Source organism: Pseudomonas sp. NFACC25 (assembly GCF_900100935.1).
In the GTDB taxonomy this organism is placed as follows: domain Bacteria; phylum Pseudomonadota; class Gammaproteobacteria; order Pseudomonadales; family Pseudomonadaceae; genus Aquipseudomonas; species Aquipseudomonas marginalis.
In genome coordinates, this window is sequence record NZ_FMUC01000002.1 from 227,378 (window position 1) to 241,090 (window position 13,713).

At 62.5% G+C, this 13,713-nt stretch carries 16 protein-coding genes; 10 read left to right on the plus strand and 6 right to left on the minus strand.

Features of this window, described 5'->3' with window-relative positions; translation table 11 throughout:
- Window positions 1–6 precede the first annotated feature (6 nt).
- From BLQ09_RS05110 to pilG, 4 genes are read right to left on the minus strand one after another with little or no spacing between them, the layout of a single operon-like run.
- Window positions 7–2,058, minus strand: coding sequence for a methyl-accepting chemotaxis protein (locus tag BLQ09_RS05110; protein ID WP_027606079.1), 2,052 nt, complete (start codon window positions 2,056–2,058; stop codon window positions 7–9).
- Window positions 2,055–2,579: a chemotaxis protein CheW gene (locus BLQ09_RS05115; RefSeq protein ID WP_027606080.1), complete on the minus strand. Its 525-nt coding sequence runs from the start codon at window positions 2,577–2,579 to the stop codon at window positions 2,055–2,057. Before BLQ09_RS05115 ends, BLQ09_RS05110 begins: the two co-directional genes overlap by 4 nt.
- A 12-nt stretch (window positions 2,580–2,591) precedes the next feature.
- Window positions 2,592–2,957 (minus strand): twitching motility response regulator PilH, encoded by a 366-nt coding sequence (gene pilH, locus BLQ09_RS05120; RefSeq protein ID WP_014720320.1) that lies wholly within the window; start codon window positions 2,955–2,957, stop codon window positions 2,592–2,594.
- A 46-nt stretch (window positions 2,958–3,003) separates the two neighbouring features.
- The gene (pilG, locus tag BLQ09_RS05125) at window positions 3,004–3,411 is read right to left on the minus strand and encodes a twitching motility response regulator PilG (protein WP_027606081.1); all 408 of its coding nucleotides are present in this window, start codon (window positions 3,409–3,411) and stop codon (window positions 3,004–3,006) included.
- A gap of 240 nt (window positions 3,412–3,651) precedes the next feature.
- Between pilG and gshB the strand changes: the two genes are divergently transcribed.
- The 7 genes from gshB to BLQ09_RS05160 all read left to right on the plus strand — a co-directional run bounded on the left by gshB (window position 3,652) and on the right by BLQ09_RS05160 (window position 9,570).
- A complete protein-coding gene (gene gshB / locus BLQ09_RS05130) occupies window positions 3,652–4,605 on the plus strand; it encodes a glutathione synthase (RefSeq protein ID WP_027606082.1) in 954 nt (317 codons plus the stop codon).
- A gap of 77 nt (window positions 4,606–4,682) precedes the next feature.
- Window positions 4,683–5,588 (plus strand): energy transducer TonB, encoded by a 906-nt coding sequence (locus BLQ09_RS05135; RefSeq protein WP_027606083.1) that lies wholly within the window; start codon window positions 4,683–4,685, stop codon window positions 5,586–5,588.
- A gap of 88 nt (window positions 5,589–5,676) precedes the next feature.
- Window positions 5,677–6,246 (plus strand): YqgE/AlgH family protein, encoded by a 570-nt coding sequence (locus tag BLQ09_RS05140; RefSeq protein ID WP_027606084.1) that lies wholly within the window; start codon window positions 5,677–5,679, stop codon window positions 6,244–6,246.
- Window positions 6,246–6,683, plus strand: coding sequence for a Holliday junction resolvase RuvX (gene ruvX / locus BLQ09_RS05145; RefSeq protein WP_005792259.1), 438 nt, complete (start codon window positions 6,246–6,248; stop codon window positions 6,681–6,683). Before BLQ09_RS05140 ends, ruvX begins: the two co-directional genes overlap by 1 nt.
- Window positions 6,684–6,766: 83 nt before the next feature.
- Window positions 6,767–7,273, plus strand: coding sequence for a bifunctional pyr operon transcriptional regulator/uracil phosphoribosyltransferase PyrR (pyrR, locus tag BLQ09_RS05150; RefSeq protein ID WP_092355673.1), 507 nt, complete (start codon window positions 6,767–6,769; stop codon window positions 7,271–7,273).
- 24 nt (window positions 7,274–7,297) lie between these two features.
- Window positions 7,298–8,302 carry an aspartate carbamoyltransferase catalytic subunit gene (locus tag BLQ09_RS05155; protein WP_027606086.1) on the plus strand — a complete coding sequence of 335 codons (1,005 nt, stop codon included), beginning with the start codon at window positions 7,298–7,300 and terminating at the stop codon, window positions 8,300–8,302.
- Window positions 8,299–9,570, plus strand: a complete 1,272-nt coding sequence (locus BLQ09_RS05160; RefSeq protein ID WP_027606087.1) for a dihydroorotase — start codon at window positions 8,299–8,301, stop codon at window positions 9,568–9,570. The genes BLQ09_RS05155 and BLQ09_RS05160 overlap by 4 nt, the downstream gene beginning before the upstream one ends.
- A gap of 53 nt (window positions 9,571–9,623) precedes the next feature.
- Here BLQ09_RS05160 and BLQ09_RS05165 read toward each other — a convergent pair whose 3' ends face one another.
- The gene (locus tag BLQ09_RS05165; RefSeq protein ID WP_027606088.1) at window positions 9,624–10,052 is read right to left on the minus strand and encodes an NINE protein; all 429 of its coding nucleotides are present in this window, start codon (window positions 10,050–10,052) and stop codon (window positions 9,624–9,626) included.
- Window positions 10,053–10,302: 250 nt separating this feature from the next.
- On the opposite strand from BLQ09_RS05165, the gene BLQ09_RS05170 reads away from it, so the two are divergent.
- Window positions 10,303–10,938: a C40 family peptidase gene (locus tag BLQ09_RS05170; RefSeq protein WP_027606089.1), complete on the plus strand. Its 636-nt coding sequence runs from the start codon at window positions 10,303–10,305 to the stop codon at window positions 10,936–10,938.
- A gap of 138 nt (window positions 10,939–11,076) precedes the next feature.
- Here BLQ09_RS05170 and BLQ09_RS05175 read toward each other — a convergent pair whose 3' ends face one another.
- Window positions 11,077–12,111: a type IV pilus twitching motility protein PilT gene (locus BLQ09_RS05175; protein ID WP_092355676.1), complete on the minus strand. Its 1,035-nt coding sequence runs from the start codon at window positions 12,109–12,111 to the stop codon at window positions 11,077–11,079.
- Between the two features lie 57 nt (window positions 12,112–12,168).
- On the opposite strand from BLQ09_RS05175, the gene BLQ09_RS05180 reads away from it, so the two are divergent.
- On the plus strand, window positions 12,169–12,855 hold the full coding sequence (locus BLQ09_RS05180; RefSeq protein WP_027606091.1) for a YggS family pyridoxal phosphate-dependent enzyme: 687 nt from the start codon (window positions 12,169–12,171) through the stop codon (window positions 12,853–12,855).
- A 33-nt stretch (window positions 12,856–12,888) separates the two neighbouring features.
- On the plus strand, window positions 12,889–13,707 hold the full coding sequence (gene proC, locus BLQ09_RS05185; RefSeq protein WP_027606092.1) for a pyrroline-5-carboxylate reductase: 819 nt from the start codon (window positions 12,889–12,891) through the stop codon (window positions 13,705–13,707).
- Window positions 13,708–13,713: the final 6 nt, after the last annotated feature.

Consider the following 13,713-nt stretch of genomic DNA (forward strand, 5'->3'; position numbering starts at 1 on the left):
CGCATTTCAATCATCAACCTGTTTGGCCGCAGGCAAGGTGAAACCCGACACCGACCTGCGCAACTGGCTGGCCATCTTCGCCAAGTTGCCGATGCTTTCGGCGGTAGCGGTGGAGCCCGATGACGTCTGCGTGGTGATCTGCTGGATCACGTTCATGGTCAGGGAGATCTGTCCCGCCGATGAGGTCTGTTGCTGCGCCGCGTTGGAGATGCTCTGGATCAGCGCGGCCAGGGTTTTTGATACGCCTTCGATCTCTTCCAGCGCCACCCCGGCGTCCTGGGCCAACCGTGCACCGCGCACCACTTCGGTGGTGGTCTGTTCCATGGAGATGACGGCTTCGTTGGTGTCGGCCTGGATCGCGCGCACCAGGGTTTCAATCTGCCGGGTGGCCGCCGACGAACGTTCGGCCAGCCGCTGCACTTCATCGGCCACCACCGCAAAGCCGCGTCCGGCATCCCCGGCCATGCTCGCCTGGATCGCGGCGTTGAGGGCGAGGATGTTGGTCTGGTCGGCAATGTCGTCGATCAGGCTGACGATGTCGCCAATCTCCTGGGACGACTCGCCCAGGCGCTTGATGCGCTTGGCGGTGTCCTGGATCTGTTCGCGGATGTTGTCCATGCCGTGGATGGTGTTGTGCACCACCTCGTTGCCTTTGTTGGCGATTTCCACCGAACGTTCCGCCACCGCCGAGGACTCGGCCGCGTTGGCCGACACCTGGTCGATGGACTGGGCCATCTGGTTGATCGCGGTGGAGGCTTCGGCGATCTGCTGGGCCTGATGCTCGGAGGCCTGGGCCAGGTGCATGGCGGTGGCCTGGGTCTCTTGCACGGCGCCCGCCACTTGCCCGGCGGTGAGATTGATGGTGGCCACCAGGTCGCGCAGCTGGTCCACGGAATAGTTGATGGAGTCGGCGATGGTGCCGGTGAAGTCTTCAGTCACCGAGGCGGTCACGGTGAGGTCGCCGTCGGCCAGGTCTTCGATTTCATCGAGCAGGCGCATGATCGCGTTCTGGTTGCGCTCGTTCTTCTCGGCGGTCTCGTGCAGTTGGCGGTTGGTTTCGCGCACCATCACCAGGCCGATCAGGATGATCGAGGCCAGCGCCAACAGGCCCAGCACATAGCCGCCGATGGTGTCGAAGCTGCGTCCGCTGGCGAGGTTTTCAAAACCGGTGGCCAGGTGCGAGGCTTCATCGAGCAGGGTTTGCGACAGGTTGAAAATATTGCTCGCCGAGGCGCGGACCTGGAACAGCTGGGGCGAGGTTTCGAGAATTTCATCCACGGAGCCGGAGACAAACTCGAACAGCTCGGCGATTTCCGCCAGCCGCGCGCGGGCATCGCGGTCTTCTACCTGAGTGATGCGCAGCCCGGGGTTGCCGTTGAGCATGCCATTGAGCACCTGCCCGAAGCGATTGGCATCGCGGCCAAAGGTGTCGGCGGCCTGGACGGCGGTTTCGTCACCGGCCAGCACCGTGTTGACCGCGCCCAGGATACGCTCGGCCAGCAGCGACTGGCGCTGGGCCAAGGCCACCTGGCTGGCCGGCGCGCCGCGTTGCAGCAGGATGTCGACGACCTTTTCCGACTCCATCTGCAATTGCGGTACGGTTTCGGCGAGGGTCGCGGCCACTTGGTGCAGGGACAGCACGGTCTGTTCGCTGGCGAGGATCGCGTCGGTGTTTTTCAGCAGCGCCTCCCAGTCGGTCTGCACCGCGCGCATTTCGGCACGGACCGCACTGGGCGCAGCGGGCAGGCCGGTTTCCGGGTCGCCTTTTTTCAGGTAGCCCCAGCGTCGGGCAAAGTCGTTGCGTGCATCGCCCAACAGCTTGAATGCGGCGGCCTTGCCGGCGGCGGCTTCGGTAGCGTTCTTGGCAATGCGTTGGGACAGCACGCGCAATTCACCGGCGTGGCCGATGTACTGCTTGTCATAGGTGGACTGGGTGTTGAGGTAAGCGAAGTTGGCGAACAGCAGCATGATGAATACGATCAGCGCGATAAACAGCACGATGATCTGTGAACGGCTGCGTGAGCCGGCCTGGGGTTTGGGCGTAGTAGCGGTGGTCATGCGGCGACATCCATGAAGCCAGGGGCCTGGGCCAGGGCGAAGGGGCTGAAGACCTGCCACAGCGGCTCGCCGTCGAATTGGCCCTGGATAAATGGCGCGCCGGGGCTGGGGCTCACCAGCAAGGCGTCTTGTGCAAAATGCTGCATCCCCACCACCTCGTCTACCAGCAGCCCGACAAACAGATCGTTGTATTCCACCACCAGCACCCGCCGTTGCTTGCGCGCCTTGGACAGCTCAAGCCCAAGGAAGCCGCCGAGGTCCATCACCGGCAGCAAACGCCCGCGCAGGTTAGCAACACCCTTGACCCAGGCCTTGACCCCGGGCATTAAAGTGCAACGCGGCTCATGCAGGACTTCGGCGACTTCGCCCATGGGCGCGACATACCAATGCTGCCCCAGGCGAAAGCCAATCCCGCTCCAGCGTTGCAGGCGGGTTTCCTGGGATGGCAGATCGGCGGCCAGCAGGCGGCAGCGGCGGTCGATGTCCAGCAGCAACTCGAAGGCGGTTTGCGACTCGGTCATGATGGCGTGCCGTCAGCCGGCCAGCACCTTGTTCAGGGTGGCGATCAGGGTTTCCTCGTCCACAGGCTTGGTCAGGTAATCCTTGGCACCCTGGCGTGCGCCCCAGATCTTGTCGGTCTCCTGATCCTTGGTGGTGATGATGATGATCGGGATGCCGTTGGTTTCCGGCTCCTTGGACAGCTGGCGGGTGGCCTGGAAGCCATTGAGGCCCGGCATCACGATGTCCATCAGCACGGCGTCGGGCTTTTCCTGGCGGGCCAGGGCCACGCCGTCGGCGCCGTTCTCGGCCTTGAGGACCTGGTGGCCGTGCTTTTCCAGCATGCCGGTCAGTTTGTACATTTCGGTCGGCGAATCGTCGACGATCAGAACACGTGCCATGGTTTTCCCCACTACATTGGTCGGCGCCGGCCCTTGTGAGGCGGCGTCAGTGTGCTTGTTCCACTGCGGCGAACCCGGGCACATAGGCCTTGATCGCACTCAGCAGTTCTTCCTTGCTGAAAGGCTTGGTCAAAAACTGATCGACACCCACGATGCGCCCCTTGGCCTTGTCGAACAGGCCGTCCTTGGAGGACAGCATGATCACCGGGATCGACTTGAACACCGGGTTGTTCTTCACCAGGGCGCAGGTCTGATAGCCATCCAGGCGCGGCATCATGATGTCGACAAAGATAATGTGCGGGTGATGATCCACAATCCGGGCCAGGGCATCGAAACCGTCGATGGCCGTGATGACATCGCAGCCCACGTTCTTCAACAGCGTCTCGGCGGTGCGGCGGATCGTCTTCGAATCGTCGATCACCATCACTCTCAAGGCGTTGGAATGCTGTTCCATATCTGCTCTACCATCGCCACAGCGAATCGGTTTTCGGTGTGTACTGCCTGATGTTGCACAGGATGAGCGCCGCAGGCCTTGGAATTCAAGGGCTGCTGCGCCGTGGCAGTCTTTTTAGCACAGTCTCGGGGAGCAATCTATCGAGGCACCCGCCCGGTGGTTTTTCCTTGACCCACAACAGCCGCAGCGCCACTCTGACGCCACTTTTATGCGCCCCAATTTTGCTAGAGGAAATCCCCCATGAGCGTTCGCGTCGGCATTGTCATGGACCCTATCGCCAGCATTTCCTATAAAAAGGACAGCTCGCTGGCCATGCTCCTGGCCGCCCAGGCCCGCGGCTGGAGCCTGTTCTATATGGAGCAGCGCGACCTTTACCAGGGCGACGGCGAGGCCCGTGCACGCATGCGCCCGCTGCAGGTGTTTGCCAACCCCGAGAAGTGGTTCGAACTGCAGGACGAAATCGACAGCCCCCTGAGCGACCTCGACGTGATCCTGATGCGCAAGGACCCGCCGTTCGACATGGAGTTCGTCTACTCCACCTACCTGCTGGAGCAGGCCGAGCGTGCCGGCGTGCTGATCGTCAACAAGCCGCAAAGCCTGCGCGACTGCAATGAAAAGCTGTTCGCCACGTTGTTCCCGCAGTGCACGCCGCCCACCGTGGTCAGCCGTCGTGCCGACGTGCTGCGTGAATTTGCCGCCAAACACGGTGATGTGATCCTCAAGCCGCTGGACGGCATGGGAGGCACCTCGATCTTCCGTCACCGCGCCGGCGACCCGAACCTGTCGGTGATCCTCGAAACCCTGACCGCCCTGGGCACCCAGCAGATCATGGGCCAGGCCTACCTGCCGGCGATCAAGGACGGCGACAAACGCATCCTGATGATCGACGGCGAGCCGGTGGATTACTGCCTGGCGCGTATTCCGGCGGCAGGCGAGACCCGTGGCAACCTGGCAGCAGGCGGTCGAGGCGAAGCGCGGCCGTTGTCCGACAAGGACCGCTGGATCGCCAGCCAGGTTGGCCCGACCCTGCGGGAAAAGGGTTTGCTGTTTGTAGGCCTTGACGTAATTGGGGAAAATCTTACCGAAATCAATGTCACCAGCCCGACCTGCATTCGCGAGATCGATAACGCATTTGGCACGAACATCGGCGAAATGTTGATGGCCGCCATCGAACGCAAGCTGCAGGCCAACTGATATAGAACAGCCGGACACATACCAACATTGCGCTATCATGCCCGACCTGTGAAACGCGCGATGTTGGTTTTCTTGTCATGACACTCCCGTCCGATCTGCCCTCCGAACTCTCCCACAGCGGCGTGCGCCCGGCTGATCGGCTCGGATTTACCCTGTTTCTCGCGGCATTGATTCACCTGGCCTTGATCCTCGGCGTGGGTTTCACCATGGTCGAGCCCAAGCAGATCACCAAGACCCTGGAAATCACCCTCGCCACGTTCAAGAGCGAAAAGAAGCCCGAGAAGGCCGACTTTCTCGCCCAGGACAACCAGCAGGGCAGTGGCACCCTGGACAAGAAGGCGATCCCCAAGACCACCGAAGTGGCGCCCTTCCAGGACAACAAGGTCAATAAGGTCACACCGCCGCCGGCGCCCAAGCCTGAAGTCAAACAGGCCACGCCCAAGCCCACGGTGACCACCGTCGCACCCAAGCCGCAAAAAGCCCCAGTCCAGCGCGAGAAAACCAAGACCGAGCCGCAACCCGAGCCCGTGAAGCCGGCACCGACGTTCGACAGCTCGACACTGTCCGACGAAATCTCCAGCCTGGAAGCCGAACTGGCCCATGAACAACAGCTGTACGCCAAGCGCCCACGCATTTACCGCCTGAACGCCGCCTCGACCATGCGCGACAAGGGCGCCTGGTATAAGGACGAGTGGCGTAAGAAGGTCGAGCGCATCGGTAACCTCAACTACCCGGAAGAGGCACGGCGCCAGCAGATCTACGGCAATTTGCGTCTTTTGGTGTCGATCAACCGCGACGGCACCTTATATGAAGTGCAGGTGCTGGAATCGTCCGGTCAGCCGCTGCTGGACCAGGCGGCCCAACGCATCGTGCGCCTGGCCGCGCCCTTTGCCCCGTTTACCGGGGACTTGAACGATGTGGACCGCCTGGAAATCATCCGCACCTGGAAGTTTGCCAAGGGTGATCGCCTTTCCAGCAACTGAACGCGCCGTCCTACAGAAAAGCCGACAGCACTGTATTCGGGTCACGTCCAGCTTGTCAGTTCGCCCCTCCAACGCCACACTAGCGGACATGAAAAATGTCAGCCCGACCTACCTCAAGCACCAATTCCTGATCGCCATGCCCCATATGGCCGACCCGAACTTTGCGCAGACCTTGACCTACATCGTCGAGCACACGGCCAATGGTGCCATGGGGTTGGTGGTGAACCGCCCGCAGGCGCTGAACCTGGCCGATATCCTTGAACAACTGCGTCCGGAGGTCGACCCGCCGGCCCGTTGCCAGGGCGTGCCGATCTACATCGGCGGGCCGGTGCAGACCGATCGCGGCTTTGTGCTGCACCCCACCGGGCCGAAGTTCCAGGCCACGGTTGACCTGGACGGAGTCTCGCTGTCCACCTCCCAGGACGTGTTGTTCGCCATCGCCGACGGCGTGGGCCCTGAGCAAAGTGTGATCACCCTGGGTTACGCCGGCTGGGAAGCCGGGCAGCTGGAAGCCGAACTGGCCAGCAATGCCTGGCTGACCTGCCCGTTCGATGCCGACATCCTGTTCAACACCGCAAGCGAATTGCGCCTGGAAGCCGCCGCGGCCAAGCTGCGGGTCAACCTCAGCCTGCTGACCAGCCAGGCGGGGCACGCCTGATGGCCTTGCGTCTGATCCTCGGCTTTGACTACGGCACCAAGCAGATCGGCGTAGCGGTCGGCCAGGTCATCACCGGCCAGGCCCGCGAGCTGTGCACCCTCAAGGCCCAGAACGGCATACCGGACTGGAACCAGGTCGAAGCCCTGATCAAAGAGTGGAAGCCCGATGCCGTAGTGGTCGGCCTGCCCCTGAACATGGACGGCACCCCCAGCGACATGTGCCTGCGCGCCGAAAAGTTCGCCCGCCGTCTTAATGGCCGCTACAACCTGCCCTTCTATACCCACGATGAACGCCTGACCACCTTTGAAGCCAAGGGCGAGCGCCGTGACCGTGGCGGCCAGAAAGGCAGCTACCGCGACAACCCGGTGGACGCCATCGCCGCCGCCTTGCTGTTACAGGGCTGGCTGGACGAAAACACTGCTTTATTTGAATCCTGACTGACGCGGCTTGCCGCGTCTTCTTACGTTTGAGCCCGGACCTTGTCGTCGCCCCCGCCGCGCAAGGCCTTGAAGGAGCCACCATGAGCCTGCCAAACCCCGCCGAACTGATCCGCCAGATGGCGGTTAGCCTCAAGACGCACCTGGAACACCGTGGCATCAGCGAACCGCGCTTTATCGGCATTCGCACCGGTGGTGTGTGGGTCGCCCAGGCGTTGCTGGACGAACTGGGCAGCGACTCACCCTTGGGTACCCTGGACGTGTCCTTCTACCGCGACGACTTCAGCCAGAACGGCCTGCACCCGCAAGTGCGCCCGTCCGCCCTGCCGTTCGAGATTGAAGGCCAGCACCTGGTGCTGATCGACGATGTACTGATGAGCGGCCGTACCATCCGCGCCGCCATGAATGAATTGTTCGATTACGGGCGCCCGGCCAGCATCACCCTGGCCTGCCTGCTGGACCTGGAGGCAGGCGAACTGCCCATCAGCCCGGACGTGGTTGGCGCCACGCTGTCCCTTGAGGCCAGCCAGCGAGTAAAATTGTCCGGTCCCACGCCGCTCGAACTCGAACTGCAAGACCTTGCCCTTTAAACCGCCTTGTAAAGAGTCCCCGCGATGACGCCTCTAGATGCCAAGCGCCCGCTGCAGCTCAATGCTCAGGGCCAGTTGCAACACTTCTTGTCCCTCGACGGTTTGCCCCGCGAACTGCTCACCGAAATCCTCGACACCGCCGACTCGTTCCTCGAGGTTGGCGGCCGGGCGGTGAAGAAAGTCCCGCTGCTGCGCGGCAAGACCATCTGCAACGTGTTCTTCGAGAACTCCACCCGTACACGGACCACCTTTGAACTGGCGGCCCAACGGCTGTCGGCCGACGTGATCACGCTGAACGTGTCCACCTCGTCGGCGAGCAAGGGCGAGACCCTGCTCGACACCCTGCGCAACCTGGAAGCAATGGCCGCCGATATGTTCGTGGTGCGCCACGGCGACTCCGGGGCCGCCCACTTCATTGCCGAGCACGTGTGCCCGCAGGTGGCGATCATCAACGGCGGCGACGGCCGTCACGCCCACCCGACCCAGGGCATGCTCGACATGCTCACCATACGCCGGCACAAGGGCAGCTTTGAAAACCTCTCGGTGGCCATCGTCGGCGACATCCTGCACTCGCGGGTGGCACGCTCGAACATGCTGGCCCTGAAAACCCTGGGTTGCCCGGACATCCGCGTGATCGCACCGAAAACCCTGCTGCCCATCGGCATCGAGCAATACGGCGTGAAGGTCTACACCGACATGACCGAAGGCCTCAAGGATGTGGACGTGGTGATCATGCTGCGCCTGCAACGCGAACGCATGTCGGGTGGCCTGCTGCCGAGCGAAGGCGAGTTCTACCGTCTGTTCGGCCTGACCACCGCACGCCTGGCCGGCGCCAAGCCGGACGCCATCGTGATGCACCCGGGGCCGATCAACCGAGGCGTGGAGATTGAGTCGGCGGTGGCCGACGGCAGCCAGTCGGTGATTCTCAACCAGGTCACGTATGGCATCGCCGTGCGCATGGCGGTGTTGTCCATGGCCATGAGCGGACAAACCGCGCAACGTCAATTCGAGCAGGAGAAGGCCCAGTGAAGCTCAGCATTCTCGGCGCCCGAGTCATCGATCCGGCCAGTGGCCTGGATCACGTTACCGATCTGCACCTGGAGGCCGGCCGGATCATCGCCATCGGTGCCGCGCCCGGTGCTTTCAGCCCCAGCGAGACCATCGACGCCAAAGGCCTGGTGGCCGCGCCCGGCCTGGTTGACCTGAACGTCGCCCTGCGCGAGCCGGGCTTCAGCCGCAAAGGCAATATCACCAGCGAGACCCGAGCGGCCGCAGCCGGTGGCGTCACCAGCCTGTGCTGCCCACCGCACACCAAGCCGGTGCTCGACACGTCGGCCGTGACCGAGCTGATCCTCGACCGTGCCCGTGAAGCCGGCAATTGCAAAGTGTTCCCCATCGGCGCCCTGAGCAAAGGCCTGGAAGGCGAACAACTCGCCGAACTGATCGCCCTGCGCGATGCCGGTTGCGTGGCGTTCGGCAACGGCCTGGAGAGTTTCCGCAGCACCCGCACCCTGTGCCGCGCCCTGGAATACGCGGCCACCTTCGACTTGACGGTGATCTTCCACTCCCAGGACCGCGACCTGGCCGAAGGCGGCCTGGCCCATGAAGGTGCGGTCGCCAGCTTCCTCGGCTTGCCGGGTATTCCGGAAACCGCTGAAACCGTAGCCCTGGCCCGTGACCTGCTGCTGGTGGAACAAAGCGGCGTGCGTGCGCACTTCAGCCAGTTGACCAGTGCCCGGGGCGTGGCCCTGATCGCCCAGGCCCAGGCCCGTGGCCTGCCGGTGACGGCAGACGTGGCGTTGTATCAGTTGCTGCTGACGGATGAGGCGCTGATCGACTTCTCCAGCCTTTACCACGTGCAACCGCCGCTGCGCACACTGGCCGATCGTGACGGTTTGCGTGCGGCAGTCAAATCCGGTGTGATCTCGGCGATTTCCAGCCACCACCAGCCCCATGAGCGCGATGCCAAGCTGGCGCCGTTCGGCGCGACGGAGCCGGGCATCAGCAGCGTGGAGCTGTTGCTGCCGCTGGCGATGACGTTGGTGGAAGACGGTTTGCTGGACCTGCCGACACTGCTGGCGCGCCTGAGCGCAGGCCCGGCCGAGGCCTTGCGCCTGCCGGCGGGCAAGCTGGCGGTGGGGTCGGCGGCGGATCTGGTGCTGTTTGACCCGGCCGGCTCCACGGTTGCGGGCGAGCACTGGCTGTCCAAGGGTGAGAACTGCCCGTTCATCGGCCATAGCCTGCCGGCGAGCGTGCGCTACACCTTGGTGGATGGGCGCATCAGCTACCAGGCTTGAGCCATTAAAACCTGTAGGAGCGAGCAAGCTCGCTCCTACAGGTTATTTATGATCTACCGGCCGCCGTTGCGCTCGGCATTGCGGATCGAAACCTGGGTATTCAAGGTCCAGAAGTCATACAGCACCCCCACCAGGAATAAGCCGCCGGTCAGCAGGTAGATCAGGCCGGTGATCCATTTGCCCTGGTACATGCGGTGCACGCCGAACACCCCCAGGAACGCCAACAGAATCCACGCCACGTTGTATTCGATTGGCCCAGCGGTAAAACGCAGGTCCGCTTCACGGTCCATGGCCGGAATCAGGAACAGGTCGATCAGCCAGCCGATCCCCAGCAAGCCGAGGGTGAAAAACCAGATCGTTCCAGTGACCGGTTTGCCGTAATAGAAACGATGGGCCCCGGTAAACCCGAAAATCCAGAGCAGGTAACCGATCACCTTGCTGTGGGTGTCTTGCTGCGGACCAACCTGTTGATAGGTGTTCATGGCGTACCTCTTTTGCTTCGATAGATAAATTTTTTCACTTTCTTTGTGACTTTTTTACAGGCGCCCGACGTACGGCAAATGGTATCTTCCCTCCCCTGAAAGCCTTATGCCACCTGACTTGTGTAGGACAATCGCGGCGAATCGTCGCGTTTTTCCTGAGTTTGCCCCCAAGGTTCAGTCGACAAACGGCCTGAGAACGACACAAAAAGCTGTTATAAAGTTGCGCGCAAACCCATAAGAGCCACGCCTGATGCGACCATTTTTAAAGACATGGCTAACCATTTGCCTATTAATGCCACTGGCCGCCCACGCCACCAATCGTGAGCAACGACTTCCGAACGTCAACGGTTTCACCCCTAAAGTCCACAGCGCGCCCAGCACTGCCAAATCGGCAAAGCCAACCGTCAGCCGCCCGACTCAACTGAGCAAGGCCCACGGTAAAGCAGTTCCAGGCCTGATGGCAGTCAACACCAGGCAAAGCAGCACCGTCCTCAGCCGCGCCGTAAACGTGCTCGGTACGCCTTATCGTTGGGGCGGCAGCAGCCCAAGTAAAGGGTTTGACTGCAGCGGCCTGGTGAAATATGCGTTTAACGACGTAGCGGCCGTGGATCTGCCGCGCACCTCCAACGCCATGGCCGCCGGTCATGGGCAGAAGGTTGAGCGCAAGGACCTGAAACCGGGTGACCTGTTGTTCTTCAAACTGAAGAGCCGCCAGGTGAACCACGTAGCCATCTACCTGGGCAACGACCGCTTCATCCACGCACCGCGTCGTGGCAAGTCGGTCAGCATCGACACGCTGAAAAAGCCGTTCTGGGACAAGAACTACGTGATTGCCAAGCGGGTTCTGCCGAAAGAGCAGAACACCTTGCGGGTAGTACAACGCTGATCTGAAGCTGGAATGCAGTAGTACATGTGGGAGGGGGCTTGCTCCCGATAGCAGTGGGCCAGGTACAGATAAGCTGACTGATCCACCGCTATCGGGGCAAGCCCCCTCCCACATTTGATGTGTGTCGTTCACAACCCCTCAGATATCCCCAGGCACCCTCGCCTTCTCCCGCGCCTCTTCCCGGCTGATCACGCCTTCCGTGACCAACGCCTTCAAGCTCATATCCAGCGTTTTCATACCCAGCGCACCGCCGGTCTGAATCGCCGAGACGATCTGCGCCACCTTGTCCTCGCGGATCAAGTTACGAATAGCCGGCGTGCCCAGCATGATTTCATGGGCCGCCACCCGCCCGCCGCCAACCTTCTTGACCAGCACCTGGGACACTACCGCCTGCAACGATTCCGACAGCATCGAGCGGACCATGGCCTTTTCCCCCGCCGGGAACACGTCCACCAGCCTGTCCACGGTCTTTGCCGCCGAGGTGGTGTGCAGGGTGCCAAATACCAGATGCCCGGTCTCAGCCGCCGTCAGGGCCAGGCGGATGGTTTCCAGGTCGCGCAGTTCGCCCACCAGGATCACATCAGGGTCTTCGCGCAGCGCCGAACGCAAGGCCAGCGAGAAACTGTGGGTGTCGCGATGCACCTGGCGCTGGTTGATCAGGGCGGTTTTCGGCGTGTGGATAAACTCGATGGGGTCTTCCAGCGTGAGGATGTGCTGGCGCCGATGCTGGTTGAGGTAATCGATCATCGCCGCCAGGGTAGTGGACTTGCCGGAGCCGGTGGGGCCCGTCACCAGCACCAGGCCGCGCGCAAGCTGGGCGATACGCTGGAACACTTCCCCCAGGCCGAGGTTTTCCAGGCTCTGGACCTCGGCCGGGATGGTGCGAAACACCGCGCCCATGCCGCGATCCTGCTGGAATACGTTCGCCCGGAACCGCGCCACGCCCGGCAACTCGAAGGCAAAATCCGTTTCAAGAGATGTTTCGAAATCCTTTTGTTGGTAGCGGTTGAGCAACGGGCTCAATAAATCCGCTACTTGCGGGGGTGAAAGCACCGGCCAATCCAACGGCCAGACCTCACCATCAATACGCAGCATGGGCGCCATACCGGCCGACAGATGCAGGTCGGAAGCGCCGCGACGCACGCCGGCCTCCAGTAATTCAGTGATATCCATAGGGCTTTCCATTTCCAGTAGAATGCCGCGGACTCCATATCCACGGGCGCATCTTGAATGTCGACGATAGCAGACAACATCGGCCAGGTTAGCCAGCGCATCCGCGCCGCAGCCGACGCCGTGCAACGTGACGCAAACAGCATCCACCTGCTGGCCGTGAGCAAGACCAAACCCGCCCAAGCCGTGCGTGAAGCCTATGCCGCCGGGGTGCGTGATTTTGGCGAAAACTACCTGCAGGAAGCCCTGGGCAAGCAGGCCGAATTAACCGACCTGCCCTTGAGTTGGCACTTCATCGGCCCCATTCAATCGAACAAGACTCGCGCCATCGCCGAGAATTTCGCTTGGGTGCATTCCGTGGACCGTCTCAAAATTGCACAACGCCTGTCCGAGCAACGCCCGGCCGACCTGCCACCGCTGAATATCTGCATCCAGGTCAATGTCAGTGGCGAGGCCAGCAAGTCCGGCTGCACCTCCGCCGACCTGCCGGCGCTGGCCAACGCCATCAGCGCCCTGCCGCGCTTGAAGCTGCGGGGCCTGATGGCGATTCCCGAGCCGACGGACGATCGGGCCGAACAAGACGCCGCGTTTTCCAGCGTGCGCGACCTGCAAAACAGCCTGAACCTGCCGCTCGACACACTTTCCATGGGCATGAGCCACGACCTTGAGTCGGCCATCGCCCAGGGCGCCACCTGGGTGCGGATCGGTACCGCCCTGTTTGGCGCCCGCGACTACGGCCAGCCATGAAATGGCTGACATCCATCTAAGTAAGGACCTGTCATGAGCAACACGCGTATTGCCTTTATCGGCGCCGGCAACATGGCGGCCAGCCTGATCGGCGGCCTGCGGGCCAAGGGCCTGGAAGCGGCGCAGATCCGCGCCAGCGATCCGGGCGCCGAGACCCGTGCCCGCGTCAGCGCCGAGCACGGTATCGAAACCTTCGCCGATAACGCCGAAGCCATCCAAGGTGTCGATGTGATCGTGCTGGCGGTCAAGCCACAGGCCATGAAGGCCGTGTGCGAAAGCCTGCGCCCAAGCCTGCAGCCGCACCAACTGGTGGTGTCGATCGCCGCCGGCATCACCTGCGCCAGCATGAACAACTGGCTCGGCGCGCAACCGATCGTGCGTTGCATGCCCAACACCCCGGCGCTGCTGCGCCAGGGTGTGAGCGGTCTGTACGCCACCCACGAGGTGACCGCCGAGCAACGTGACCAGGCCCAGGAACTGCTGTCCGCCGTGGGCATCGCCCTGTGGCTGGAACAGGAGCAGCAACTGGACGCAGTCACCGCCGTGTCGGGCAGCGGCCCGGCTTACTTCTTCCTGCTGATCGAGGCCATGACCGCCGCCGGCGTGAAACTGGGCCTGCCGCAGCAAGTCGCCGAGCAACTGGCCGAGCAAACCGCCCTGGGCGCCGCGAAAATGGCTGTCTCCAGTGAGGTGGACGCTGCCGAGTTGCGCCGCCGCGTCACTTCCCCCGGCGGCACCACGCAGGCTGCCATCGAATCGTTCCAGGCCGGGGGCTTTGAAGCCCTGGTGGAAAAAGCACTGGGTGCCGCAGCACATCGTTCGGCTGAAATGGCCGAGCAGCTGGGCAAATAGTCGTCC